Source organism: Allohahella marinimesophila (genome assembly GCF_039538005.1).
In the GTDB taxonomy this organism is placed as follows: Bacteria; Pseudomonadota; Gammaproteobacteria; order Pseudomonadales; family Oleiphilaceae; genus Allohahella; species Allohahella marinimesophila.
This window is the reverse complement of the sequence record NZ_BAABBO010000010.1, coordinates 54,953-79,919: the sequence shown is the minus strand read 5'-3', so window position 1 is coordinate 79,919 and position 24,967 is coordinate 54,953. Positions and strand designations below refer to the sequence as shown.

Below are 24,967 nucleotides of genomic sequence, written 5' to 3'. Positions count from 1 at the left end.
TCCAGTCTATCATGGCGTGATTCATGCATTTTCTCATGTTTGCAGTCTAAAATGTTGATAATTCGATCAATAGGAACGCAAATAAAGAGGAGATGCTCATGCAAGAAACTACTTCAAGCCCAGTGGTTGCGCCGCGCGCAGCCGTGAGCTGGGGAGCAATCATTGCCGCATTGGCTTTTGTAATCGCTGCAAACTGGCTGTTGATCCTGTTCGGATCTGCCATTGGTATCAGTATCGCTGACGTGTCTGACGCGGAAGCTGTCAGTCAGGGGCTCGGTATTGGCGCCATCATCTGGGTGGTGGTGTCGGGCATCGTCACCTATTTCATCGCCGGTTATATTGCTGCGCGACTGGCCCGAAGCATAGAGAAAGGAAATGGACTTCTGCATGGTCTTACCTTGTGGAGTACCGGCGTGGTCGTCACCCTGATCCTGGCCAGCTGGGGAATTGGCGGAGTCATGTCGGCGGGCAAGTCTCTTGTCGGTGGCACCATATCTGTTGGCCAGGCCACGGCAACAGGTGCTGGTGGTGCCTTGGATCAGCTCCAGGATTCTGACGTCATGCAGGATATACAAGGTACGATCAAGACTCGGGCGGCTGAGGCGATTGCGCAGTCTGAGGCCGGCGAGGAGCTGACGCAGGCTGAAGCAAGGCAGGCCATGAATGAGATAGATCAGGACACCTTTTCGCGCATGGCGAGACATCTGGTGATGGGCAACACAGAGCAGGCCAGAAGTGCACTGGCGTCCAGCACCAATCTGTCAGAGTCGGAAGTGGAATCTGTGGTCGAAGGGGTGTCGCAGGGCATGAGCGGCGAACTGGAGCAGTTGAAGGCCGAGGCTGAGCAGGTTGCTGAAACTGCATCGACTTATGCTCAGGCGGTTACCTGGGCCGTCTTCATTGCGGCTCTGCTCTCACTGATCGCCGCGTTGATAGGTGGCAAGGTGGGTTCAAGTGCCGCGCGATCGCATTTCGTCGAGAACGAAGCTCGCCGGCACTCAGCTGTCTCAGTCTGAATCAGCGTCCCGGATGCGCTCGAGGCGAGCAGCCTCTTCTGCGAAAGCGGCCTTGATTTCCTCGAGCACACCATCCACGTCAGCATCGGCTTCGTCGTCTTCGAACAAGCCGGTCAGTTCGCTATCCGGGTGTAGGTCGCCATCTTCGAACAGGGCCCAGATTTCTCTGGCGTAACGGGTGGCTTTCAGCTCCGGTGCGAACTGACCATAATAGCTTGTCATATTTCCGATATCGCGCTCGAGCATCGCTCTGGCGTGATTATTCTGTGTCGCATCGACAGCCTGAGGTAAATCGATGATGACCGGTCCGTAAGAGTCTACCAATACATTGAACTCTGACAGATCGCCATGCACGAGGCCCGCGCAGAGCATCTTCACGATGGAGTGCATCATGAAGGCGTGATCTTCAACAGCCTGTTCAGCCGACATCGAGACATCATTGAGACGTGGTGCGACGTCCCCATCTTCATCGGTGACCAGCTCCATCAGAAGCACGCCATCCACACAGCCGTGGGGTGTAGGCACACGAACGCCAGCTGCCGAAAGGCGATACAGGGCGTCTACCTCGGCGTTATGCCAGGCTTCTTCCTGCTGACCTCGTCCAAACCTGGAGCCTTTTTCCATGGCACGTGCACGACGCGTATTTCGGACCTTGCGGCCCTCCTGATACTGTACTGCCTGACGGAAGCTGCGTTTGTTGGCCTCTTTATAGACTTTCGCACAGCGAAGCTCATTACCGCAGCGTACGACGTACACAGCAGCTTCCTTGCCGCTCATGAGCGGGCGAATGACTTCGTCGACGAGGCCATCTTCGACGAGTGGTTGCAGGCGCTTGGGAATTTTCATAGCGCCTTATACCCTAGATGACGGCGTTTTGGAATCAGAGGCGGCAGCAAGTTCTTGATCAGTGACAGGTTAACGATGAGACAGTCCAACATTTGATCATGAATTCGTGTATAATCCCGATACAACCTGAACCCTCAGCTTACGGAAGGCTTATCATGGCACTGAAATCAGCAGCAGCAATCAAAGCAGCATCACGTCCTAAAACTGCAGCCCCGAAGAAGAAGCAGCCACAGGCTCATGAGACGTCCCAGTCCATTGCAGCCCAGACCGAAGCCTTCATGAAAGCTGGCGGAAAGATCGACGAAATTCGTTCGGGGGTGAGTGGCCAGCAGAGCCTCGCCGGCCCAAAGCAAATAACACTTGGGGGAAAAGCCTAGCCTAGCGCCCCGTGCAACGCTACCGGATTTTGCACCGGACCTACTACAATTTTTCTGGCCAGGTGAATCTCGGACAGCATGTCCTGAGACTTCGGCCACGAGAAAACTTCGAACTGCAGATCGTCGACTTTTCCGTTCATATCATGCCTCAGCCCGTTATTCGCTGGCAGCAGGATGTGGAGGGGAATTCCGTTGGCGTGGCCATTTTCGATGCCCCGAGTGACCAGCTCTTTGTAGAGAGTACGGCCCATATCATCCACTTCAATCAGGACCCGTTCAATTTCCTGGTTGAAGCCAGTGCAATGAATTACCCCTTTGAATATGCGTATGAGGACAGTGTCACGCTGGCCCCGTACCGCATGTTGCCTGAGCCTGCCATCAAGGCAAAGCTTGACGAATGGATCACTTCAATCTGGAAGCCAGGTGAAGCGATACAGAGTTTCGCTTTGCTACAGCGTCTGAATACTGCAGTCAATCAGCGCCTTGCTTATCAGATTCGTGAAGAACCCGGCGTGCAGAGCGCTGCTCAAACCCTCGAATTTGGTTCTGGTTCCTGCAGGGATTACGCGACTCTGTTCATGGAAGCGGCCCGGTGTCTTGGCTTCGCCGCCAGGTTCGTCAGTGGCTATCTGCACTCCTTGCCCTCAATGACGAATTATGGATCAACCCATGCCTGGGCTGAGGTCTATTTACCAGGAGCTGGCTGGAAGGGTTTTGACCCGACTACTGGTGTTGTCACTGCGATAGATCATATTCCTGTGGCGGTGTCCCGCCTGCCAGAGGCAGTACCGCCTATAGCTGGCTCCTTCAGTGGACCGGCAAGTACGGGCATGGAAGTGGGTGTCTGGGTCACTCCGTCCTGAGGCGCTGCGTTCTTGAGCATCCGGGCCGTTCGTGGCGAGATCCTGTACTTTCGCGGTCACCCTGAAGAGGGCTCCGCGAAAGCGTCGAACGACGGCGCGGTAGTTCACCATGACGATGGTATTCTGCTAATCGACAAGGGGAGCATCGTTGCTGTTGGACCTGCAAGCGAGGTGCTGCCCCAGCTTGGGCCTGACATAGCGCTTCAGAATTATCCCCACAGCCTCATATTGCCCGGCTTTATCGACAGCCATATCCATTTGCCGCAGGTCGACGTGATCGCCTCGCATGGCACCCAGTTGCTCGACTGGCTCGAGCGCTATACCTTTCCTGCCGAACAGCTGTTTGCAGACCATGGACATGCCGTGGCCACTGCAGATTTCTTTCTACAACAGCTCATACAAGCCGGCACGACTACCGCCATGGTATTTGCAACCATACATGCTCACGCCGTGGATGCTTTCTTCAGGGCCTCCGAAGCCCTGGGCACCCGGATGATCTGCGGCCGCGTGATGATGGACACCAATGCACCTGATGCCTTGTGTGACACGGCAGAGTCCAGCTATCACGAAAGCCGGGCGCTCATCGAGCGCTGGCATGGTTGTGGCCGCCAGCTGTACGCCGTGACGCCACGCTTCGCCATCACTTCAAGTCCGCAGCAGCTGGGACGGGCAGGGGAGCTGCTTGATGAGTTTCCAGGTGTCTACCTGCAGACGCACCTGTCTGAAAATCTTGGAGAAGTAGAAGCCGTAAGGCAGCTTCACCCCCACAGTCAGGATTACCTGGACGTGTATGACCAGCACAGGCTGGTACGTCGGCACAGTGTATTCGCACATGGTCTTCATCTGAGTGCCAGAGAGCACGCCTGCTTGCATGAGGCCGGTGCTGGTATCGCCTTCTGTCCGACATCCAACCTTTTTCTTGGTAGCGGCCTGCTGGATCTTGCGAAGCTGGATGAGGCGGGCGTGGCCTACGGCATGGCCACTGACGTTGGTGGCGGGACCAGCTTTTCGATGCTGCAAACCCTCAACGAAGCCTATAAGGTGGCGCAACTCCAGGGGCAGACCCTGTCGCCGCTCAAGGCCTTCTATCTGGCTACGCTTGGCAACGCACGCATGCTTGGGCTCGAAGCACGCGTCGGTACGCTCGAAGTGGGCACCGAAGCAGATTTCATCATGCTCGATTATCACTGTACGGATCTCATTCGTCGCAGGGTGCAGCGTTGCCAAAGCCTGGAAGAGCGCCTGTTCGTGTTGATGATGCTTGGCGATGATCGGGCCGTAGCCGCTACCTGGGTCAATGGCCAGTGTGTCTATGATCGGCCGAATGCATCTGTACTCGGTACTTCAACAAACGGTACTCTTGGCACTCGTCTTTAACACAGCATTGAGGTCAGCGTGCCTGAACAAGCCATAGCCCCGGGTGATGAATCGACTTTGCCCGCCGGAGAGCAGAAAAGTCTCGACACTGGGCGCCCGGACGTCAAGCCGATTAACTGGCAAGCGATTATTGCCATCGTCATCGCCGCCCTGCTGATTAATTCAGCTGTCGCTTTCGAAGCGATTCGTAGCTATGGCGAAGTCGCCCAGAACCGCACTGTTTCACAGGAAACGGATACTGCCGTACTCAGTCTGCTCGCTGCCGTGCAAAACGCCGAAAGCGGCAGGCGAGGCTTCCTGTTGACGCTGGACGAGGCCTATCTCGAGCCCTATCAGTCGTCCACCAGTCTGCAGGACAGAGCTCTTGGCGTGCTCGATGAGCTCATTCCGGTTGGCAACGAGCGACGAGAGCACCTGGATAGGCTGCACGAGCTCGTACTCGCCAAGCGCATCGAGATTGATCAGACCATCAGCCTTGCACGTTCCGGGCAGATGAGCGAAGCGCTCGTCCTGGTCAGGGCAGGCAATGGAGACCAGCTGATGAATGATATCAGGGAGCAGATTCGGGCAATTGAGGAGCGTGGCCTGCAGACACTCTCCAGACTGAATGAAGAGCTTGGCAAAACCAATGCCAAGGCGCTGTTGACGCTGGCCTTGTCGCTCCTGTTCAGCCTCGTACTCGTGCTGGCATTCGCCTGGTTGCTTCGGCGCTTCCACACCGAGAGCCGGGAGCATGCCTTACGTCTCGAAGCGGCCAACGATGAACTCGAAGACAAGGTGGCCGCCCGTACCGCAGAACTGAACAGCTTCTCGAAAGAGCTGGAGCGGAGCAACCGGGAGCTTCAGGATTTCGCCTATGTCGCCTCACATGACCTGCAGGAGCCGCTGCGCAAGATTCGGGCATTCGGAGATCGTCTCGCTGTAAAGTACGGTGACGCGCTCGCAGGCACCGGCAGTGACTATATTCGCCGGATGCAGGCTGCCGCCGAGCGGATGGCTGCCCTGATCGACGCCTTGCTGACATATTCCCGCGTGTCGACCACAATCCAGGAGTTCGAGCCTGTCGAACTCGAAACCGTAGTCAGCGACGTTCTGGAAGATCTTGAAGTGCGTATCAACGACCGCAATGCCCAGATCGACTACAAATATCTGCCGCCCGTATATGGTGTGCCGGTCCAGCTTCGCCAGTTGATGCAGAACCTGATCGGTAATGCGCTCAAGTTCGTGGATACTGATGTTCGCCCTCATGTATCTATTTCTGCTACCACCACTTATCTGGAGGATGGTGAAACGCCGGCCGTGGAGTTGCGTGTCAAGGATAATGGGATTGGTATCGACGAAGTCTTCATCGATCGGATCTTTGCCCCTTTCCAGCGCCTGCACCAGCGAGGTATTTATGAAGGCACCGGTATCGGTCTGGCGATCTGCCGTCGCATAGCTGAACGTCATGGTGGCAGTATCGAACTCGAAAGCCGTCCTGGAGAAGGGGCTACCTTCATTGTGACGCTGCCTGCGGTCCCGGCAGACGATCAATTGAGCGAAGGCGAGCCCGATGAGCATGAGACGGTTGCCGACCTGCCTGACCACTCGGTTGAGCCTACAAAAAGCTGACAAATACCCGGTTTCATACGAAAATGAAAATATTCACCGGATTTCAACCAGACCGTGCCAGAAGCGCTGGCCGTGAGACAAGGACATTGTGATGCCAAACACCCGCAAAGCTGTTCGTATTTTGATGGCGGACGATGATGAAGATGATCGTGAGTTATGCCGGGACGCCATAGAAGAAAGTCGCGTGCTCAATACGGTGGACTTTGTCACCGATGGCATAGAGCTGCTTGACTATCTGCATAACCGCGGGGATTTCACAGACAAGGAAAAGTATCTGCGACCGGACCTTATTCTGCTCGATCTCAACATGCCGCGCATGGATGGGCGTGAAGCCCTCAAGGAAATCAAGGCCGATCCGGCGCTTCGGAGAATCCCCGTCGTAATTCTCACCACTTCCAAGGCTGAAGAGGATCTGTTGAGTGGCTATGATCTGGGCGCAGCGTCATACATTACGAAGCCGGTGACCTTTACCGAGCTTGTGGGTCTGATGCGAGCCTTGGGGAATTACTGGGTTGAATTTGTGACGCTTCCCGGGTCGGATCACTAGATGTCGAAGGAAGCAGCTCTGCGGGTAAGCGTGCTTCTGGTCGAAGACGACGAAGATGATTACCTGCTGACGAATGATCTGCTGGGTGATATTCCTAACGTCGAATTTGATCTCGACTGGGTCTCTACACCTGATGATGCCCGGCGCGAATTGCGGCTCAATCGTCATGATATATGTCTGCTGGATTACAGACTGGGACCTGAAGAAGGCACTGAACTGCTGAAGCAGGCGCCATTTCTCGGCTTCACAGCGCCTATCATCATGCTGACCGGTCAGGATGATAGCGAGAAAGACGCGCTTGCCATGAGGCTGGGCGCTGTGGACTACTTGCTCAAGAGCCATCTGGATGCCCATCAGCTCTCTCGCGCCGTCCGCTATGCCCTCGCACGCAGGGAAGCGGAAGTAGAGCGGCTCAAGCGCTTGAGGGCGCAGTCTGAAAACGATTCGAAGAGCCAGTTTCTGGCGCACATCAGTCATGAGATCAGAACGCCGCTGACAGCAATTCTCGGCTTTACCGAGTTGATGATCAATAAGCAGCCGGATAAGGATGTACTACAGGGCCTACAGGTTATCCAGCGTAACGGCCAGCACCTTCGTAGCCTGCTGAACGACGTGCTTGATTTCTCCAAGATTGAGGCCGGACAACTCGAGCTGGAAGTCGCTGAGGTGAGGCTCGGCGACGTGCTGGCCGATGTGTGGTCCATTTTCAGCGTTGCAGCAGAAGACAAGGGCATTGAGCTGCTGTTCAAAACGGGTGAGATGCTTCCGGAAGCCATCATGACGGACGCCGTTCGCTTACGTCAGATTCTCATCAATCTCATCGGTAATGCGGTCAAGTTCACTGACAAAGGGTCAGTGACGCTGACTGTCAGTTGTCCCACATCAAGTAGCGAAACCCTGAATCAACTCAGTTTCGAAGTCAGGGATACCGGCCCTGGTGTTCCGCCTGAGGCGCAGCATCTCCTGTTCAAGCCCTTCGCGCAGGCCGGTACCAGCCTGACCAGAATGGAAGGTACCGGACTCGGGCTGGCCATCAGTCAACAGCTGGCCGAGCGTCTCGATGGCTCGATCCGCTATCGCGCACCTGAGGGCGGGGGCGCTTGTTTTACCCTGGATATCGGCGTTGGTGAGCTTGCGGGGGCAGCTCGTGCTCCGCTGACACTCGATGCCCGAAGAGGTATAGACATCAAGCCGGTGCAAAAGCCTTTGGAAGGTACCGTGCTGGTGGTTGACGATGTCGAGGATATTCGCCACCTGATTGGTCAATGGGTCGGTCAGACCGGCGCGAAAGTGGAGTTTGCGGCGGATGGCGAGGCGGCGGTCGAGAAAGTAACCAGCATGAAAGCGCAGCATCGATCGTTTTCGGTTATTCTCATGGATATCCAGATGCCGTTGATGGATGGTCACGAGGCGACCCGTCAGATCAGAGCACTCGGATTCGGTGGACCAATCATCGCTCTGACTGCAGCGACCTTACAGGGTGATCGCGAAAAATGTCTTGAAAGCGGATGTAACAGCTTTCTGAGTAAGCCGCTCAATCCGGGAGTGCTCACGAGTGCTCTCCGTCGAGCCATGCCGGTCATGCCCCCTGCAGCGAATCAGATCGCGAACGTTCTGCTCGTCGAGGACGACGAAGACTCGGCAAATGCCATGGCCTTTCTGCTGCGCCATCTTGGCTGCACAGTGGCGATCGCGCGCAGTGGGGCTGAGACCTTCGAACAGCTGCAGCAAGCCAGTCCCGAACTCATCCTGCTGGACCTGAACCTTCCAGACACCCATGGCTTCGATCTCGCGGGGCAGATCCGCGAAGCAGGTTTTACTGAGTGTCGCATCTGCATCCTGTCGGGCGAAGCTGTCTCAGCAGACGCCGCGCGGGCCGCCGGTGCAGACGACTGCTTCTTGAAGCCAGTCGACCTCGCCACCCTCAAATCAATGACGGGCTGAGACTACCAAGGCTATTCCCACCAGGCGATTCGACGAGAAACAAGCCTGAATATCAGGTCTGCCGTTGCTGACATGAGGCCTAGCACCACCAGTCCCGCGAGCATCTGCCCAATCTGCAGGTTCTGATGTGATATATCGATGCGATAGGCGACGCCGTAGAAGGCGCCAGCCAGCTCTGCTGCGACCAGCGTATAAAACGAAATACTGACCGAGGTCCTGAGACCAACGAAGATATAGGGCAACGCGCCAGGCAGCAGAACATGCCTGAGCATCTTGTGCTCGGGTGTACCGAGACTTTGAGCTGCGCGGATAAGCGTCTTGTCTACCCTCCTGACACCAAGGTGAGTGGCCAGCCACAAGGTGAAAAAGATACCCCAGAATACGAGGAAATATTTCCCCCATTCTGACAGTCCGAACCAGAGAATGACGATGGGTACAAATGCGATTGGTGGTATCGGCCTGAGGAGGCTGAAGATGGGTGTCAGAAAGCCATCGGCAATGGGAAAGCGGCCGGTGAGGATGCCTGCGAAGACGCCAGTGGCTGCGCCACTCAAAAAGCCCATCACCACGCGTGACACGCTCATGCCGAGGTCCTGCCATAGTGTACCTTCTGCTGCCCAGGTGTAGAGCGCCAGGGCCACCTCGGTGGGCGGTGGGAACAGTAGGGCGTTGACCATGCCGGACCCTGAGATCCATTGCCAGAATCCAAGGAACAGCGGAATCGATAGCGCCTGCGCGATTCGATGGCCAGAAGGCAGGCGCACAGGCCTGAGCACCTGCCAGGCACTGAAGCGGCCACCGGTTTTTCGGTTGAGGACGACAGTCGTCTTCATGTCCTAGAGCCTTACACGCTCAGGAGCGATGGATTTCAGCGGTCCTGTATCGATGATGCTCATGAAGTCGGGCATGCTGGCCTTGGTGGGTGCATTTCCCGTTTCCAGGCGCCACTCGGCATGGGCGTGAAGTACGTCCAGCACTCGCTGGTCAAGCACGACTTCGTAGACGTAGTCGTCCCAGATCGGCTCGAGATCCGCGGGCTTGAGGTTGACGGCGTTGGCGACGACCTCGATGGCTTCGCTTCTATTGGCCTTCATCCATTGTTCTGCCTTTATGAGGGCCTTGAGGAAGTTTTGGACGGTCTCCTGGTTTTTTTCGAGATAGTCTTTCATGACGACGATATTGAAAGTCTCTGCATAAATGCCTTTTGTATCGAGAAGGGCGGCCTTGTCTCCCATGACCCGTTTAGTGTTGGCAATGTAGGGTTCCCAGGTGTTAAAAGCATCTATTGAGCCGGAGGCGAGCGCTGGTGCCATATCCTGGGGTCTCAGGTTGACCAGCTGCACGTCCTCGGTCGTGAGGCCTGCTTTTTTGAGCAGAGCCTGGGTATAGACCTCGCTTCCCGTACCGGCGCTGAACGCAATCTTCTTGCCTTTCAGATCCTGCAGCGACCCGATCTTCGAATGTTCTGCTGTCAGTGTTTTCAGATCGGAATATTCGGTTCTCGCGAGAAAGGCTATCGGTTCCTTCGCCATCGCCGCAGCTGTTGTCGGTGCCTCTGCAGTGGTGGCGATATCAGCGCCGCCACCCTGAACTGTTTGCAGGCACTGCTTGCCGGAGGTGAAATTGCTCACCTCCACGTCAAGCCCTTGCTCTTCGAAGAAGCCCTTGTGCTTGGCCACGATGGTCACACCCGAGATGGGCGAGAGATTCTGCGCGAGCCGAACGGTCTCGGCTGCATGAACACTAACGCTCGTGCAGATACCGAACATCAGCACGCCTAAGCCGTTAACAATACACCTGCTAATACATTTCATTGGAGAACCTCTTTCTGGTGAAGTTATGCTGATTGTCTCTGAGCCGTTGATGAAGCCATTGTGCAGGCAGCAACGAATTGAGAGGCGACATTGGCCAGCTTCGCCTCGGTCCCTGCCGGACCCAGGAAAGTAACGCCGAAGGGCACCCCACTGCTGGTCACCTGGCTGGGCACGGCGACAGCCGCAAGCTGCAGGGGATTTGCGAAGTTGGTGTAGTAGCCATTGTTGAAGCTGGTCTGAAGTGGTTCGCTGGCGACATCATCCAGCGAGAGTACCGAACCTACGGTTGGCACCATGAGCACATCGTACTGCTGCCAGAATGCCTTCAGTGCATGCCTGGCCTCCTTGAGCCGATAGTAGGCCCTATAGGCATCCGCTGCCGTGTGAGTGCGACTGCCGACGATGAGAGAGCGCACAACATCGATGCCAGCCCCCGGATTGCTATCCAGAAAGGTACCTACTGAGACGTCGCGCTCCGCCACAAAAGGGCCGAAGAACATCAGGTCGTTGACCTCGGTGAATGCGCTGAAGTCGATCTTCGCGAGCGGTCCGAAGTGTGATTCGGCCACCGTTTGTCCGCGCATGAAGAGATCAGGCGTTTCTGTATCGCCAAAAAAGCAGAGATCTTCGCTGCGAGGTGTGGCTATACGCATGCTGGTGGCTTCGGCCCCAACTTCCTGCAGTGCATACGCATCATCCGACCAGCAGTCCGCCGGATCGTAGGCGAGCAGATGTCTGAAGACCTCCAGGCCGTCATCTGCTGAAGCGGTGTAGAGAGAGATCGTGTCGAACGACCGGCAAGCACTCACCATACCTCGGCGGCTAAGGGCGCCAGGAGCAGGTTTCAGTCCAGTCACTCCACAGTAGGATGCTGGTACGCGCCCGGAGCCACCCGTATCGGTGCCCAGCGAGAACGAAGAGGTGCCAGTGGCGACGGATACTGCTGAGCCGGAACTGGATCCGCCTGGAATGTAGAGCGGATTGTAAGGGTTGCGAGCAGTGCCGTACGGACTCCGTGTGCCCACCAGTCCGGTGGCGAACTGGTCCATATTGGTCTTGCCGATATAGATTGCGCCGCAGTCGATAGCCCGCTGCACGACCGGGCTCGAGTGCTCGGCCAGGTAGCTGAATTCAGGGCAGGCAGCGGTCGTGACCTCACCCGCAACGTCGATGCAATCCTTCACGCTGAACGGCAAACCAAGCAGGGGGAACTCATCGAGTTCGTTGAGGCGAGTGTCCATCTCTCTCGCGGAAGCACGCAGTCGATCTACTGCAACGGTAGAGATCCACACGCCTTGTTGGTCCTCGTCGACAAACCGAGAGAGCAGGTGCTCGATGACTTCGGAGGGCTTGCGCCCACCGCTTCGATAAGCCGCCCTTAAACGCTGCGGAGAGATGTCCATGATCATTCCGCCTTGCCATTCACTACCTTTTCGAGGTAGGTCGGCTTGAGGAAATCAGCAAACTCGTCGCGAGACAGCGCCTTGGGCAGACGATCCTGCTCGACAAGGAACTTCGCCGTCGATGCCAGGGTCTCGGCGAACTTGCCCTTGTTATCGCTGGTGCCGATATACTCTGCGGTGAGCTGCTCATCACAGGGGACCATCGTCGTGCCTTTCATCATTCGGGTGGCATCATCCAGCGGCAGGCTGAGTTCTTCTGCAATGATCTCGGCCGTCTTGTCAGGATTCTCCAGCCAGAAGTCGATGCCGGCGCACTCCGCCTTGACGAATTTGGTAACGTAGTCCGGGTACTCCTTCGCAAAACTGTCCATCACCACCCCGACGTCCCAGGTGGGAAAGCCACGCTCGGCCATCACGCCGGAGTCAAGGAAGATCTCGCCACCATCCTGAACGGCCTTGTTGAGGTTGGGCTCCCAGAAATAGGCGGCATCGATGTCCTTGCGAGTCCAGGCCGCCACGGTATCAGAAGGTGGCAGGTCCAGAATCTTCATGCTGGCGGGATCAATGCCTTCTTCCCGCAAGGCCGATAGCAGGAGATAGTGTGTAGTCGACCCAAAAGGCGCGGATATCGTCTTGCCTTTCAGATCGCTGAGCGACTCTATGTTCTGATCCTTGCGAACGACCATGGCTTCGACATAGCCGAGCATGTTGAGTACGAACAGGCCCTGTATGGGAAGGCCGCGCGTGACGCCTATTGCAGTAGGCGGATTACCGAGCCCACCGAAATCGACCTGATCCCCCGCAATGGCCTTGAGCATGTCGCCACCACCGCCAACCTTGATGTACTTGATGTCGACCCCGGGCATTTCCTTCTGGTGCAGGCCGAGGTTCTTCGTGACCAGCTGGGCGTTCACCAGATTGAGGTAGCCGATGGTGACCTCTTCAGGCTTTGCCGCATGGGTGGCTTGAGCGAGCGTGAGTGCCGACAGGGCACAGGCGAGCAGGGCGGATGAACGTGAGGTGGACTCGAGCAGCTTCATGGCATTCTCCATTACTTCAGTTGATGACTTAGTTCAGGACAGTGTGCGTTAGAGTTTCTTGCTCCATGGCATCAGTGCATTGCCGAGCAGTCGCATGATCAGGTCGAGCGTGACGCCCGTCAGGCCGAGGACGATGAGTCCCATGATGACGATGTCACTGAGCAGAAATTTCGAGGCATCCCAGATCATCCAGCCTATGCCAGCTGTCGCTGCGACTATTTCCGCCGCAACCAGAACGGTGTAGACGAAGCCGAGCGAGATTCGCATGCCGGTCAGGATCGTGGGTCCAGCTGCCGGCAGGTAGACCTGCAGGAAAAGATCCTTGCCTGAGGCGCCGAGACTCTGTGCGGCGCGAACATAGATGGGGCTGATATTTGCGACGGCCATATTGGTAGCGATAACGATGCCTGGCAGGCCGGCCAGAAAGAGCAGGGCAACCTTGGAGGTTTCGCCGATACCCAGCCACATGACCAAAAGTGAATAAAGCCCGAGCGGTGGCAGTGGCCTGTAGAATTCAATCATCGGGTTGAGCGTTGCTCTGGCTCTTGCTGATATACCCATGACCACGCCAAGTGGGATACCCACGATACAGGCCAGGCCAAATCCACTCATGATGCGCGCCAGGCTCGTCAGCAGGTGCTCATCAAGGGTGCTGCCCTGATAGCCGCTGACCGAAGCCTTGATAAAAGCGTCGTAGACAGCACCTGGTCCTGGCAGGAACAACTCGTTGGCGATGCCGGTCTCAGTGATGAACACCCAGACGAGAAGCAATACGGCAACCGAGCCGAGCGACAGCAGATGCAGCGTGCGTTCCGGGCTCCGCCACCAGCGCCTGGCGAAGCCGGTTGGTGGCGCCACCGCCTGGACTGGCAGGGTCAGGGCTTTCACGACTCGTGGCCGAGTAGATCAAGGATGGTGAGCGCGTAGATCTTCGCCGCTGCAACAGCCTTGTTGACGTTGATGTATTCGTTGATCGGCGGCCAGCCATCTTCGCCGGGGCCGAAGGTCACCGAGGGAATGCCGGCTTCAGAAAAGCGAATCGTGTCGCAGAAGGCGTTCTTGCGATACAGGTCGGGCTCGCTGCCAAGCAATGTGCGGTAGGCGGCTCTGATTGCCGCTACTGGCTGGGCATCATCGTCAAGCTCTTCAGTGGCAGAAACGAACAGTGACTGGGGGTAAAAGTTGGCGGTCACCGTGAGATCGCTATCCTGAGCCCGCGACTGCTCCAGCAGGCCTTCGATGTCGGCCATCACGGTGTCTGCTGTCATCCCCGGCACCATGCCGACGATGGCAGCGACGGCCTTGCAACGGTAAGGCGTAAATTGCATCTCGCGCGGCTCGCCGCCGTGGATGCGCACCACACACGCAGATGGCTTCGTCGCACCATAGCGATTGGGCGACTCATGCGTGAAGCCGATGGTCTCCAGCGCAGCCAGGATCTTCATCATCTGCGAATTGGCGTTGATGCCGCTATCGGGGCGCCAGATATGCGACGGGCTGCCGATCACTTCGAACTCGACGAGACAGTGCCCCGAGTGAGCGACCGCCAGGCTCATACCCCAGTCATTCTCACTCTTCGTCCAGCCGGTTGGTTCGGCCGTTATTTCATAGTCGGCAGTGATACCGAGCTCTTTGGTCACGTATACCGAGCCGTTGGTGCCGTTCTTCTCTTCATCGACGGTATAGATACACAACAGTTCGCCGCGCAGCTGTACACCGGCGTCTCTGAGTGCCTTCACCGCGAGCAGCGTGCAGGCCAGGTTGCCACGCGTATCGGAGGTGCCCCGGGCAATCAGTTTGTTGCCCTGGCGCGTGGCGTTGAAAGGCTTGCCGTCACAGGCCGTCCACAAGCTATGGTCTCCGGCTGGATAGGTGTCCAGATGGTCGTTCAATATCAGTTTCGGGCCTTCGCCGCCTTGCCATCGCCCAATGACGTTCGGCCTGCCAGGCAGTTTGCTGTGCAGGCTTACATCAAGCCCAAGCGCTTGCAGTTTGGCGGCAACGACCTTCGCGATGCCTTCTTCACGACCTGCTGGCATGTCCGGGTCAAGCGGGTTTTCGGCGTCTGGCTGGCCGGCGGCTACGAGCTCCGTTGTCAACGACTCCCACTCAGCCTCGTCTATGCTGTCGACGATCTGCTGCTGTAATGCCGTCAGTTCGGAAGTAGCTGTGGCCGAGGTCTTATGAACGGGCATCGTGATTTTCGCTCCATGTAGATTCGTGTTTGTCGTGTTCGTCCGATTGACGTTCGATATTGAGGCTGTAGCGGAAGGCATCGCCGCGGTAGTAAAGATTTTCGTAAAGGACCGGTGCGCCGTCGGTATCGCAGATGATGCGTTCGATATGAAGCGCTGGACTGCCTTCTTCGGTTTTCAGCAGGTGTGCCAGTTCGTCGTCGCACAGCAGGGCTTCGATATTCAGCCGCGCCTTGCCGAGATGAAGGTGACAGTCGTTTTCGAGTATGGAAAGAATGTCTCGACCTTCGAGGTCGGCCTGGGCGACCCGGTCCCCCACACCGGGTGCGAACCAGGAGACGTCGACCGAGACGGGGGCGCGGTTGAGATAGCGCAGGCGCCGAATGCGTTTTACGAGGGACTTACCGGGGAGTGACAGCTGTTGCTGTATATCGGCCTTGTCGGCCATATCACGAATATCGAGCACCCTTGAAAAGGTCTCGTAGCCGAGACTCGACATGGCTTCACCGAAGCCTCGGAGCCGGCTGACGTCGAGGGAAGCTCTTGGCTTGGAGACGAAGGTGCCTTTGCCGTTGATCTTGAAGACCAGCCCATCCTTCTGCAGTTCCGACAGCGCCTGACGGACAGTAATGCGACTGACGCCGAAGCTTTCAGTGAGGGCTGCTTCAGACGGCAGACGTTCGTGAACCGAGTAACTGCCATCGAGAATTCGTGCGCGGAGTTCTGCCTTGATCTGCTGGAATAGCGGCAGCGGCATTGGAGAAATCTTACCCATGGAATGCTGAACCTGCTTGTTGACCTGTTATGACAGGTATAAAAGCAAGCTTGATGCCATAAAAATATTTCTTTTAGAATCAACGGCTAACGATAATATGAGTGGTTTATATGAAGATGTCCGCACCGATATGAATCATCCTCGTGGTGCGCCGCCTGCTATCAGTGCAGCTCAGGACTCGGTCAGCAGAATCTCAGCCGGCTCGCCGCTTCGCAGGTTCTGCTTCCACAGCTGCCCACCAGTGGCGTGGGCCAGTCTGAAATAGGCCTGAGCCATTGGACCCATTGGGTCTGCCACCACACTGGGGAGGCCAGCGTCTGCACCTTCGCGAATCGACTTGTCCAGAGGAAGAGAGCCGAGCACAGGCAGGTCGTATTCAGCTGCAAGCTTCGAGGCGCCACCCTGGCCAAATATATCGTCTTCGTGGCCGCAGTTCGTGCAGATGTGCGTCGCCATATTCTCGACCAGTCCCAGCACTGGAATGCCGACTTTTGCGAACATCTCGATACCCTTGCGGGCATCGATCAGGGCCACTTCCTGGGGCGTGGTCACAATGAGCGCACCCGAGACCTTGAGCCGCTGGGCGAGCGAGATCTGGATATCACCGGTGCCGGGCGGCATATCGATGATCAGGTAGTCGAGGTCACCCCAGATGGTCTGTTCGAGGAGTTGCTGCAGGGCACGTGTCGCCATTGGTCCGCGCCATACCATTGGCGTCTTCTCGGCGGAAAGGTAGCCGACCGACATTGAGCGCACACCGAAGCGCACTATGGGCTTCAGAAATTTACCATCGACCAGTTCTGGCTGCACATCCTCCGCTACGCCAAGCATGGTGCGCTGACTGGGCCCATAGATATCGGCATCGAGCATGCCTACACTGGCGCCTTCAGCCTGCAGTGCGAGCGCAAGATTGACGGCCGTGGTGGACTTGCCCACGCCACCCTTGCCTGAGGCGACCATTACAATATTGCGTACACCGGCGAGGTGACCTGATTGCGCAGGAGAGGGTGCGGGAACGACATCTGGCTCAAGTCTGATCGCAGTACCGGGGAAGCCTGCGATGTCCATTCTTGACCGAAGGCCGAGACTGAGCGCAGCGAGCTTCGAGTTCATTGGATAGCCCGGTCTGACTGTCAGCGCCAGAGGCTCTATGGTGTCGATCTGCAAGGCGTCGAGCGACAGGTAGCTCTCGTTCAGAACAGGATCGACAAGCGAAGCCAGCGCCGTCTGTAGCTCAGGTGGCAAGCCATGGAGACTGGTGTTCAGATCGTCGTTCGCGCTTGTTTCAGGCATGGCCATCATATACTCACCCTTTGCTTAAATGATCATCAACATCGCGAGGATTGCGATGAACAGCGTATTCAGTAGCAACAGCAGGAAGGGCTTGTGCCCGACCTGCCACATTTCAACGAGGTTGGTCTTGGTGCCGAGCGCTGCCATGGCGAGCCAGAGACACAACTGTGACAGTTCCCCCAGGGTGCCGATGAGAACAGCTGGCATGGCCCCTGTGTTCGCTGCCAGCATCAGCATGATGAATGCGATCAGGAAGGGTGGCAGGAGTGTCCCGCGCTTGCTGTTGGTCGACAGCACCGAATCTCCCTTGATATCGGCCTGGAGTTCGGATGTTGGCTTGCGCTGCGCGGCGACGCGAAACACGAGGACCAGAATCATGATGGTCGGCACGAGCATGGTGACCCGAAGCATCTTGGTATAGGTCGCCAGCTCTGCCACTTCGTTGGAAATCATGTGGCCAGCGCCGAAAACCTGGGCGACGTCGTGAATGCTTGAACCCAGAAACAGACCCATCTGGTACGGATCTAGACCAAGACTGCTGACCATGCCGGGGTAGACGATCATGACGATGGTACTGAGACCAGTCACCCCGACAATCGTGCAGAGCAGAAAGCGCTCGTTGGCCTTACTGGCAGGGAGCACTGCGGCCACCGCGAGTGCAGCTGAGGCCCCGCAAATGGCGACAGCAGTGCCTGCGAGCACGGATTTAATGCGGTCCAGGCCAAGCGCGCGTCCAATCAGCAGGCTAAAGCCGACGGTGGCAATCACAGCAATGATGGCAATGAGGACGGGGCGATAACCCAGATCTGCAATCTGGGTAAAGGTGATCCGTACCCCGAGCAGCGCCACACCGAGTCTAAGAACGGTCTTCGCACAGAGTTCGATGCCCGAAGTGAATTCTTCGTATTTCGAGATGCTGCTGAAGGCCATGCCGAGCAGCAGCGCTGCGAGTATTTGTGGTGTGGCGTAGTGCTCCGAAACAAATTTCGCGGCCATCACCACGAGCAGACAGAAACAGATGCCGGGTGCAAATTTTCCGCAAACAGCTTTCGAGATGGCCAGGCGAGCGTCGAAACGTTCGTTATTGCTGAGCGGCTCAGGCATGGACGCTGTCCATGGCCTTGCCGCAGGCAATAGCGTTGAGATAATCCCAGGGAAAAATGCCGCGCTCATGGCCGTCAGAGAATATGACCTGCAGGCCAGCCGTACCGATCAGTTTCAGTGCTTCTATACGGCTACTGTCGCTGATCAGGGCGGTCCCGACCAGACCGCGAGCACGGCATCCCGAACAGGCGCAATATTGCCTGAGCTGCTGGCCGGACAGCCGAGCCGAAGTACCATCATTCCAGGTGATGGTGACTACCGCGTCCGCTCTGTCCAGATGAATCTGGCAGGGCCTGAGACCGGTAGCCACAGTCACTAGGCCTGCTCCGCGGCAGCTGCGCTATCGATAATGAGGAATTTTCGTTTGTCGGATTTTTCCGCCCACTCTTCGGCGTCTGCCAGTGGCGTTTGTGCTGAATCGATCACTGGCCATTGTTGTGCGAGTTCTGCATTGAGTGCCGTGTACTCCACAAACTGAGGAGGCAGATCCGATTCGTCGAAGATGGCTTCCACCGGACATTCGGGTACGCACAGCGCGCAGTCGATACAGACTTCAGGGTCGATGACCAGAAAGTTCGGACCTTCGTGGAAGCAGTCGACGGGACAGACTTCCACGCAGTCAGTGAATTTGCAGCGAATGCATTGTTCGGTGACGACGAAGGTCATGGCTCAGTGTCCTGTGCCGCTGGCAGACTCTGCGGCAGCAATGCGGTCGCGCGACCAGCGGGCCAGCTTGCGAACATCGGGATCGTTATCGTTCATCGCCTGTTCGACGAAAGGCAGGCCGTCGCTATGGGCAATTTCACCGAGTGCAGCGATGGCCGTCTTGCGCAGGTTACTGATCGGATCCTGAATGCAGGCGCCGAGTGCGGAGATACCATCGACAGCACCAAGCTTGCCGATGGCTTCAGCCGCCTTTTCGCGAACCTGCCAGCGCTCGTCGTCGGTGGCCTTGATGAGCGTATCAACCGCCTGGGTAATCTGAAGCCGACCGAGGCCTTTGATGCCTTCCATGCGCACCATCCAGTTTTCATCTGTCACCGCCGCTGCCAGCGAAGCGGCCACCATGGCTGGCGGTGCATACACCAAAGCACCAACGGCAGTTCTACGGACTTCGGCATCGGCATCCTTGCCGGCCACCGAAATGAGCTGCGGCAGGTTGTCCACGTCCTGCAAGTAACCCAGAACACCAACAGCTTCTCTTCGTACACCAGCGTCTTCATGTGAGAGGAAACTAATGGCGTGAGGACGTGTCTGCGGTATGCGTAACTGCTTGAGCGCGCGAAGTATCGCAGCGAGTACGAACGGATCGTCCTCCTTCAGCGCTTCGATCAGGGCAGGGGCCGCGCTACTGTCCTTGAGATCGGCCAGGGCACTGGCGGCGGCGTTGCGTACGTTCTCGTCGTCGGCTGTGAGCGCACCCACGAGGGCGCCCATCATTTCCCGCGGATCGAATTCATCGATCACGCGAGCGGCTTCGAGTCTTACCGATTCATCCTCATCGCTGAGGGCTGCGATCAGCAGCTCAACGGCTTCGGCCTCAGGGCTATCGACCAGTTCCATGACCGCGACGCGTCGGATTCCGGCATCGCCGTCTTTCAGGCGTTCAGCGATTGAATCCAGCAGGGGATCGTTATATTTCGACATGATGGACCTCAGCGCAGTAAGTAGGGAATGTTGACGGTGACGGCGTCCGTAGGGCAGTCAGCTTCACAGGGCATGCAGTACCAGCACTCGTCGTACTTCATATGCGCTTTACCGGTCTCCTCGTTGATCCAGAGCACGTCCAGCGGACAGACATCGATGCAGGTTCTGCAACCCTTGTCGGCAATACATTTCTCGTCGTCGACGACGACTGGCACCATTGAAATCTGGGTGGCTATTGGCATGAGAACTTCTCCATTGAAACTGTAAGGACGCGCTTTCTGGCAAGCGCGCTGGCTATCGCCTTCGAGCAGCGCTGACCTCAGCCAGCCTGGCCCACTCGCATCTGCTGGTAAGCCAGCTTTTCGGTCTCATCGAGTTCGACCACATAAGGCTCGACAGGTCGCGTCTTACACGCCATCTGTCCGGCTTCGTTCTTGTAAAGCTGAACGTGGCAGAACCAGTCCTCGTTGTTTGTCTCGGGATGATCGACATAGTGGTGATACAGTCCCCAGCGACTTTCCTGTCGGTACATTGATGCCACTGCTGCCATCTGTGCACAGTCGAGAATGTGTTGCGCTTCGTTGGCGCGCAGCAGTTCGTGGGCATCGCGGGCATACAGATGCTCGATGTCCTGCTCCATCGCCTGGAGACGCTGCAGGCCAATGTCCATCTTCTTGGTCACCTTCGGTGGCTGCAGGTAATCATTTACCAGGCGGCGAGCCTTGTATTCGAACTGACTTGGTGGAATGCCATCCGTGCGATGAAGCGGCGCCAGAATGCGTGCCTTCTCTTTCTGGATGTAGTCCATGTCGAGTTCGGGTAATTCACGATGCCGCGCGAATTCAGTCGCATTCTCGCCACAGATCTGGCCGTACACGAAAGCACCGAGCATGTAGCTGTGCGGGATGGAGGCCATATCGCCAGCGCCGTACAAACCGGGCACTGTCGTCTCGCCTTTCTCGTTCACCCACACGCCTGAGGCCGAGTGACCTGCGCAGAAGCCGATTTCGGAGATATGCATCTCCACCATCTTGGTGCGGTAATCGGTGCCACGACCATCATGGAAGCGGCCACGGCTTGGCCGTTCGTTGGTATGGAGAACGTGCTCGATTTCCTGAATGGTTTCCTCCGCCAGGTGATCGAGCTTGAGGAAGACCGGCCCATTGCCGCCCTGAAGCTCGTTATAGAACTCCATCATCATCTGGCCACTCCAGTAATCGCACTCGATGAAGCGATCGCCGTTGGAGTTGGCCGTATATCCGCCGAGCGGGCCTGTGACATAGGCGCAAGCCGGACCATTGTAATCTTTCAGCAGCGGATTGATCTGATAGCACTCGAGGCCGGTGAGTTCCGCCCCGATGTGATAGGCCATGGAGTGGCCGTCACCGCAGTTGGACGGGTTTTCGTAAGTGCCAAACAGATAGCCGGATGCGGGGAGGCCGATACGTCCGGCGGCACCTGTGCACATTATCACGGCCTTTGCACGAATAACGATGACATCGGCATCACGCGTGCCCAGGGCGATGCAGCCACAGGCTACGCCATCCTTGTCCTTGAGCAGTCGGATCGCCTGATAGCGGTTTTCGATCGTCACGCGGTGACGACGCAGGCGACGGTAGAGAATCTTCTTGATGTTGTGGCCTTCGGGCATCGGCAACACATAGGTGCCAAGATGATGCACCTTCTTCATGTCGTATTCGCCGGTTTCGTCCTTCTGGAAATAGACGCCCCAGCTATCGAGTTTCTGGATCATGTCGAAAGAGCCCTGGGCATAAGCCATGACCCCTTTCTGAAGCACAATGCCATCGTTGGCGATAGTGATTTCCTTCACATAGGCTTCAGGAGTCGAGTGCCCCGGAACTACAGCATTGTTCAGTCCGTCCATGCCCATACTGATCGCGCCGGAGCGTTTGACGTTGGCTTTCTCAAGCAGCATGACGACGGCGTCAGGATTGTTCTCCTTGGCGGTTACTGCAGCCATGGGACCCGCAGTGCCACCACCAATGACGAGCACATCGACATCGGTCACTTTTATGTCATCGACAATGGCATCGTCGATAAGCGTTTCGTCCAAATGTGTCATTGTTCATCCTCTTGCTTGTGAGCCTGTGCATCGGTTTGCTGGGGCATCGTTGCCCGTTGGATCTGAAATCTGTACTTGTAGGAGTCACCGCGCACGGCGAGGTATTCGTAATCGATCGGGCGGTCATTGGCATCGCGTGTCAGGCGCTGGACCCACATGATGGGACTGCCAGGCTCCATCTCGAGCAGCTTCGCTATGTCGGCATCGGCCGGGCGAGCTTCGAGGCTGACATCAGCGCGGCCGAGGCGAACCTGCAGCAGGTTTTCAAGCAGTGGAAAAATGTCGCCAGCGAGATTCCGGGAAAACAGCTTCTTGCCCACAGCCATCGGAAACCACGAGGTATCCACCGAAACCGGTTCACGATTCAGATAGCGCACCCGCACCACTTCGACCACGTCTTCCTTGGGACCGATCTCCAGCTGGGTCTCGACATCCTTGCTCGGCCTGGTCTCGCGAATGCTGATGAGCCTGGCGCTGGCTTCATATCCTTTGGCGGTCATGGCTTCAGCGAAGCCTTCGAGGTGCTTCACGTCCTGCATCGCCTTGGGCTTGCTGGCAAAGGTGCCTTTGCCCTGAGAGCTGAAGACCAGTCCTTCGGCATGCAGGTCTCGCAATGCCTGGCGCACGGTAATGCGGCTGACTTCGAAGGCGGCCATCAACTTGGCTTCCGATGGCAAGCGTTCGTACGGCGCGTACTCGCCATTGAGAATCTGCTTTTTCAGGGCGTCCCTGATCTGCAGATAGAGCGGTTGATGAGACATGTTTTCTTTCTTCAGTGATGGCATTCGGTTTCTCCCCGAGGACAATCACAGGCTACTTGTAATAACATGTTATGACAAGTGAAACTTGTTGATAAACTGAGCATTATTGATCGCCTGCTGACGGGCCGATCAGCGGCGCTGTAGAGTTCGCCAGAAACGATGCTAGCGCCGTTATTTCTGCGCGCTGCAGACGGCTGGCGGCACGGAAGCAAGCGCCTGATGCTGAGCTGAATCTGGACGGATCGATGGTTCTCTCGCCGGAGGCGAAGTCTGCAAGCTGTTTCACCAGGTAAGCTTCATGTTGAGCGAACAGTATTGGCGTTTTGCCAGACGGATTCGTATGGCAGTCCGCACAGGCCTGGACACCGCTTTTGCCATAAGCGAAGAGGTGTTCACCGACGGCTGGCGGATCACTTCGAGCGCCACTATCGTTCTGCTGCGAAGTGGCTTTGGGTAATGGAAGATTGGCGAAATAAGTGGCGATAGCATCGATATCGGCAGGGTCGATCTCGCCGATGATCGCTTCCATCTGTCCGCCATCATTTGCCCGTAAGCCGGTTCTGAAATTATGAATCTGTTCACTGATATAGGCCGCATTCTGCCCCGCCAGCTTCGGGAACTTAGGCATCGCGCTGACACCGTCGAGGCCATGACAGAGGCCGCAGACCTCCCAGGGCGCCATGCCGCTTTCGTCAATCATGTCGGCCAGTACAGGCACACAGATGCAGCTCATGGCGCCAGCAAGAATGACATGGCGAGTCAGTACGGGCATGATGCCGCCGAAAGGTTCGTTAGCGGGCACCGAGCTGAACTCCACGAATGATGCCCGCCAGATATTCACTGGCTCGGAAAGCATTGAAGGGCGGTAGTATTCTCGCGACCACATTCCCTGCCGGGTCTATGATCGACACCGCCGCGCTATGCACCACGTCATAACCGGTATCCATGGGAGAGGTCCTTTTCAGTTCGTAAAAGCCCTCGATGCCTTCGATCAGTTTGTCAATTTCCTTGGCCTCACCAGTGATCCCGATATAGTCGGGATGAAAGTGGGCAAGATAGGGCTTGATATGAGCCTTGTCCCGCTGAGGATCTACAGCCAGCAAAACGATGTCTGGAAGATTCTCAGGCCGCAGCCGCAAGCCCAGTTGCGCCCGCACCGCTTCCAGGGCTGCAAGGGTATAGGGGCAGACGTCAGGGCAGGACGTAAAGCCGACAAAGATCATCGACCACTGGCCCTTCAGATCCGCGAGTCCAAAGGCTTGCTCATGTTGGTCCTGGAGCGTGAACTCGGGCAGGGGCCTCGGCGTGTCGAGTTGCTCATAACCTTCTGCCGACGCTGCGGCAGCAGACATCGCGAATACCGCTATTGGCAGTAGTCTCTTCAAGGATTCTGACCAGCCGAAAGCAGGCATCAGTGGGCTTCCTCGGTCTCGAAAGCCTTCATGCTTTCTGCACGGATATAGGCCAGGCACTGCCGTTTCAGGTCTATGAATTCGGGCGTGGTCGCCAACTCTCCACTACGTGGGCGCTCCAGTTTGACCGACAGATCAGCGATCACGCAGCCGGGACTTGCGCTCATGATCAGAATGCGGTCAGCCAGGAAAATGGCTTCGTCCACGTCGTGCGTGACGAACAGGACTGTCGTGCCGAACTCGGACCAGATGTTCAGCAGGCTTTCCTGCATCATCAGACGGGTCTGAGCGTCGAGCGCACCAAATGGTTCATCCATGAGCAGCACGCTGGGATAGTTCGCCAGGGCTCTCGCTATGCCGACACGCTGCTGCATGCCGCCGGAGAGTTCACCGGGTAGCTTGTTCGCCATTTTGGCGAGGCCGATCATGGTAAGAAAGGTGTTCGCTATCGAGGTGCATTCCTTGCGGCTATGCCCGGCAATACTCGGGCCGAAGGCGATGTTTTCGTGAACGGTCTTCCATGGGAAGAGGGAGTATTGCTGAAATACCATGCCCCGATCCGGGCCCGGTTTCAGAATGACCTTCTCATCCACGCGTACCTGCCCGCTGGAGGGATTGACGTAACCGGCCACCGAATTCAGCAGTGTCGACTTTCCGCAGCCCGACGGTCCAAGTATGCAGACGAACTCACCAGGCGAAATCTCCAGACTGGTTTCCTGAACGGCGACGTTAGCTGTGGGGCCGCTGCCAAACACGATGCTGACCTTGTCAATCTCGATTCGACCCCTATCCACGGAGTGCTTCTGTTTGTCCGGCCGAAATGCCCGCTCTTTTTCTATGACTGCAGAATTCATTCGGA

At 56.9% G+C, this 24,967-nt stretch carries 26 protein-coding genes; 7 read left to right on the top strand and 19 right to left on the bottom strand.

All coding sequences use genetic code 11. From position 1 onward, the window contains the following. Positions 1-98 precede the first annotated feature (98 nt). The gene (locus ABD735_RS11500; RefSeq protein ID WP_344806505.1) at positions 99-1,016 is read left to right on the top strand and encodes a hypothetical protein; all 918 of its coding nucleotides are present in this window, start codon (positions 99-101) and stop codon (positions 1,014-1,016) included. Here the strand turns inward: ABD735_RS11500 and ABD735_RS11495 are convergent. Further along, entirely contained in the window at positions 1,008-1,862 is an 855-nt protein-coding gene (locus tag ABD735_RS11495) for a PA4780 family RIO1-like protein kinase (protein WP_344806503.1), read from the bottom strand. The two genes, ABD735_RS11500 and ABD735_RS11495, sit on opposite strands and share 9 nt — an antisense overlap. A gap of 155 nt (positions 1,863-2,017) precedes the next feature. Between ABD735_RS11495 and ABD735_RS11490 the strand changes: the two genes are divergently transcribed. From ABD735_RS11490 to ABD735_RS11465, 6 genes are all read left to right on the top strand, one after another. Then, positions 2,018-2,239 carry a hypothetical protein gene (locus ABD735_RS11490; protein WP_344806501.1) on the top strand — a complete coding sequence of 74 codons (222 nt, stop codon included), beginning with the start codon at positions 2,018-2,020 and terminating at the stop codon, positions 2,237-2,239. Between the two features lie 11 nt (positions 2,240-2,250). Continuing rightward, positions 2,251-3,102, top strand: a complete 852-nt coding sequence (locus ABD735_RS11485) for a transglutaminase family protein (protein ID WP_344806499.1) — start codon at positions 2,251-2,253, stop codon at positions 3,100-3,102. 12 nt (positions 3,103-3,114) lie between these two features. Beyond that, the gene (gene guaD, locus ABD735_RS11480; RefSeq protein ID WP_344806497.1) at positions 3,115-4,479 is read left to right on the top strand and encodes a guanine deaminase; all 1,365 of its coding nucleotides are present in this window, start codon (positions 3,115-3,117) and stop codon (positions 4,477-4,479) included. An 18-nt stretch (positions 4,480-4,497) separates the two neighbouring features. Beyond that, positions 4,498-6,090, top strand: a complete 1,593-nt coding sequence (locus tag ABD735_RS11475) for a sensor histidine kinase (protein WP_344806495.1) — start codon at positions 4,498-4,500, stop codon at positions 6,088-6,090. A 91-nt stretch (positions 6,091-6,181) separates the two neighbouring features. Then, complete coding sequence (locus ABD735_RS11470; protein ID WP_344806493.1) at positions 6,182-6,637, top strand: response regulator; 456 nt, start codon at positions 6,182-6,184, stop codon at positions 6,635-6,637. Further along, entirely contained in the window at positions 6,638-8,581 is a 1,944-nt protein-coding gene (locus tag ABD735_RS11465) for a response regulator (protein WP_344806491.1), read from the top strand. A gap of 11 nt (positions 8,582-8,592) precedes the next feature. Here the strand turns inward: ABD735_RS11465 and ABD735_RS11460 are convergent, their stop codons facing one another. The 18 genes from ABD735_RS11460 to ABD735_RS11375 all read right to left on the bottom strand — a co-directional run bounded on the left by ABD735_RS11460 (position 8,593) and on the right by ABD735_RS11375 (position 24,962). After that, positions 8,593-9,414, bottom strand: a complete 822-nt coding sequence (locus ABD735_RS11460) for an ABC transporter permease (RefSeq protein ID WP_344806490.1) — start codon at positions 9,412-9,414, stop codon at positions 8,593-8,595. A gap of 3 nt (positions 9,415-9,417) precedes the next feature. Further along, on the bottom strand, positions 9,418-10,395 hold the full coding sequence (locus tag ABD735_RS11455; protein WP_344806487.1) for an NrtA/SsuA/CpmA family ABC transporter substrate-binding protein: 978 nt from the start codon (positions 10,393-10,395) through the stop codon (positions 9,418-9,420). Between the two features lie 23 nt (positions 10,396-10,418). After that, entirely contained in the window at positions 10,419-11,798 is a 1,380-nt protein-coding gene (locus ABD735_RS11450; protein WP_344806485.1) for an allophanate hydrolase, read from the bottom strand. A 2-nt stretch (positions 11,799-11,800) separates the two neighbouring features. Beyond that, positions 11,801-12,838, bottom strand: a complete 1,038-nt coding sequence (locus ABD735_RS11445; protein ID WP_344806483.1) for a taurine ABC transporter substrate-binding protein — start codon at positions 12,836-12,838, stop codon at positions 11,801-11,803. Between the two features lie 48 nt (positions 12,839-12,886). Beyond that, a complete protein-coding gene (locus ABD735_RS11440) occupies positions 12,887-13,726 on the bottom strand; it encodes an ABC transporter permease (RefSeq protein ID WP_344806481.1) in 840 nt (279 codons plus the stop codon). Further along, a complete protein-coding gene (locus tag ABD735_RS11435; protein ID WP_344806479.1) occupies positions 13,723-15,033 on the bottom strand; it encodes a M20 family metallopeptidase in 1,311 nt (436 codons plus the stop codon). The genes ABD735_RS11440 and ABD735_RS11435 overlap by 4 nt, the downstream gene beginning before the upstream one ends. Continuing rightward, positions 15,020-15,808 carry a GntR family transcriptional regulator gene (locus tag ABD735_RS11430; protein ID WP_344806477.1) on the bottom strand — a complete coding sequence of 263 codons (789 nt, stop codon included), beginning with the start codon at positions 15,806-15,808 and terminating at the stop codon, positions 15,020-15,022. The genes ABD735_RS11435 and ABD735_RS11430 overlap by 14 nt, the downstream gene beginning before the upstream one ends. Before the next feature lie 171 nt (positions 15,809-15,979). Next, positions 15,980-17,101, bottom strand: coding sequence for an iron-sulfur cluster carrier protein ApbC (gene apbC / locus ABD735_RS11425; RefSeq protein ID WP_344806475.1), 1,122 nt, complete (start codon positions 17,099-17,101; stop codon positions 15,980-15,982). Between the two features lie 24 nt (positions 17,102-17,125). Then, positions 17,126-18,205 (bottom strand): YeiH family protein, encoded by a 1,080-nt coding sequence (locus tag ABD735_RS11420; protein WP_344806473.1) that lies wholly within the window; start codon positions 18,203-18,205, stop codon positions 17,126-17,128. Further along, on the bottom strand, positions 18,198-18,521 hold the full coding sequence (locus tag ABD735_RS11415; protein ID WP_344806471.1) for a DUF971 domain-containing protein: 324 nt from the start codon (positions 18,519-18,521) through the stop codon (positions 18,198-18,200). The genes ABD735_RS11420 and ABD735_RS11415 overlap by 8 nt, the downstream gene beginning before the upstream one ends. Then, complete coding sequence (gene fdxA, locus ABD735_RS11410; protein WP_344806469.1) at positions 18,521-18,871, bottom strand: ferredoxin FdxA; 351 nt, start codon at positions 18,869-18,871, stop codon at positions 18,521-18,523. The genes ABD735_RS11415 and fdxA overlap by 1 nt, the downstream gene beginning before the upstream one ends. Before the next feature lie 3 nt (positions 18,872-18,874). Further along, positions 18,875-19,852 (bottom strand): HEAT repeat domain-containing protein, encoded by a 978-nt coding sequence (locus ABD735_RS11405; protein WP_344806467.1) that lies wholly within the window; start codon positions 19,850-19,852, stop codon positions 18,875-18,877. 8 nt (positions 19,853-19,860) lie between these two features. After that, the gene (locus tag ABD735_RS11400) at positions 19,861-20,094 is read right to left on the bottom strand and encodes a 4Fe-4S dicluster domain-containing protein (RefSeq protein WP_344806465.1); all 234 of its coding nucleotides are present in this window, start codon (positions 20,092-20,094) and stop codon (positions 19,861-19,863) included. 77 nt (positions 20,095-20,171) lie between these two features. Continuing rightward, entirely contained in the window at positions 20,172-21,935 is a 1,764-nt protein-coding gene (locus ABD735_RS11395) for a fumarate reductase/succinate dehydrogenase flavoprotein subunit (RefSeq protein ID WP_344806463.1), read from the bottom strand. Further along, positions 21,932-22,720: a GntR family transcriptional regulator gene (locus tag ABD735_RS11390; protein ID WP_344806461.1), complete on the bottom strand. Its 789-nt coding sequence runs from the start codon at positions 22,718-22,720 to the stop codon at positions 21,932-21,934. The genes ABD735_RS11395 and ABD735_RS11390 overlap by 4 nt, the downstream gene beginning before the upstream one ends. A 79-nt stretch (positions 22,721-22,799) precedes the next feature. Then, a complete protein-coding gene (locus ABD735_RS11385; protein WP_344806459.1) occupies positions 22,800-23,498 on the bottom strand; it encodes a c-type cytochrome in 699 nt (232 codons plus the stop codon). Beyond that, positions 23,488-24,108: an SCO family protein gene (locus tag ABD735_RS11380; RefSeq protein ID WP_344806457.1), complete on the bottom strand. Its 621-nt coding sequence runs from the start codon at positions 24,106-24,108 to the stop codon at positions 23,488-23,490. Before ABD735_RS11380 ends, ABD735_RS11385 begins: the two co-directional genes overlap by 11 nt. Further along, entirely contained in the window at positions 24,108-24,962 is an 855-nt protein-coding gene (locus tag ABD735_RS11375; protein WP_344806455.1) for an ABC transporter ATP-binding protein, read from the bottom strand. The genes ABD735_RS11380 and ABD735_RS11375 overlap by 1 nt, the downstream gene beginning before the upstream one ends. Between the last annotated feature and the right edge of the window lie 5 nt (positions 24,963-24,967).

Coding starts and splice junctions, on each gene's coding strand:
- ABD735_RS11500 (WP_344806505.1), top strand. CDS start 99: ATGCAAGAAACTACTTCAAGCCCAGTGGTTGCGCCGCGCGCAGCCGTG.
- ABD735_RS11495 (WP_344806503.1), bottom strand. CDS start 1,862: ATGAAAATTCCCAAGCGCCTGCAACCACTCGTCGAAGATGGCCTCGTC.
- ABD735_RS11490 (WP_344806501.1), top strand. CDS start 2,018: ATGGCACTGAAATCAGCAGCAGCAATCAAAGCAGCATCACGTCCTAAA.
- ABD735_RS11470 (WP_344806493.1), top strand. CDS start 6,182: ATGCCAAACACCCGCAAAGCTGTTCGTATTTTGATGGCGGACGATGAT.
- ABD735_RS11465 (WP_344806491.1), top strand. CDS start 6,638: ATGTCGAAGGAAGCAGCTCTGCGGGTAAGCGTGCTTCTGGTCGAAGAC.
- ABD735_RS11460 (WP_344806490.1), bottom strand. CDS start 9,414: ATGAAGACGACTGTCGTCCTCAACCGAAAAACCGGTGGCCGCTTCAGT.
- ABD735_RS11455 (WP_344806487.1), bottom strand. CDS start 10,395: ATGAAATGTATTAGCAGGTGTATTGTTAACGGCTTAGGCGTGCTGATG.
- ABD735_RS11450 (WP_344806485.1), bottom strand. CDS start 11,798: ATGGACATCTCTCCGCAGCGTTTAAGGGCGGCTTATCGAAGCGGTGGG.
- ABD735_RS11445 (WP_344806483.1), bottom strand. CDS start 12,838: ATGAAGCTGCTCGAGTCCACCTCACGTTCATCCGCCCTGCTCGCCTGT.
- ABD735_RS11435 (WP_344806479.1), bottom strand. CDS start 15,033: ATGCCCGTTCATAAGACCTCGGCCACAGCTACTTCCGAACTGACGGCA.
- ABD735_RS11430 (WP_344806477.1), bottom strand. CDS start 15,808: ATGGGTAAGATTTCTCCAATGCCGCTGCCGCTATTCCAGCAGATCAAG.
- apbC (WP_344806475.1), bottom strand. CDS start 17,101: ATGCCTGAAACAAGCGCGAACGACGATCTGAACACCAGTCTCCATGGC.
- ABD735_RS11420 (WP_344806473.1), bottom strand. CDS start 18,205: ATGCCTGAGCCGCTCAGCAATAACGAACGTTTCGACGCTCGCCTGGCC.
- fdxA (WP_344806469.1), bottom strand. CDS start 18,871: ATGACCTTCGTCGTCACCGAACAATGCATTCGCTGCAAATTCACTGAC.
- ABD735_RS11405 (WP_344806467.1), bottom strand. CDS start 19,852: ATGTCGAAATATAACGATCCCCTGCTGGATTCAATCGCTGAACGCCTG.
- ABD735_RS11400 (WP_344806465.1), bottom strand. CDS start 20,094: ATGCCAATAGCCACCCAGATTTCAATGGTGCCAGTCGTCGTCGACGAC.
- ABD735_RS11395 (WP_344806463.1), bottom strand. CDS start 21,935: ATGACACATTTGGACGAAACGCTTATCGACGATGCCATTGTCGATGAC.
- ABD735_RS11390 (WP_344806461.1), bottom strand. CDS start 22,720: ATGCCATCACTGAAGAAAGAAAACATGTCTCATCAACCGCTCTATCTG.
- ABD735_RS11380 (WP_344806457.1), bottom strand. CDS start 24,108: ATGCCTGCTTTCGGCTGGTCAGAATCCTTGAAGAGACTACTGCCAATA.
- ABD735_RS11375 (WP_344806455.1), bottom strand. CDS start 24,962: ATGAATTCTGCAGTCATAGAAAAAGAGCGGGCATTTCGGCCGGACAAA.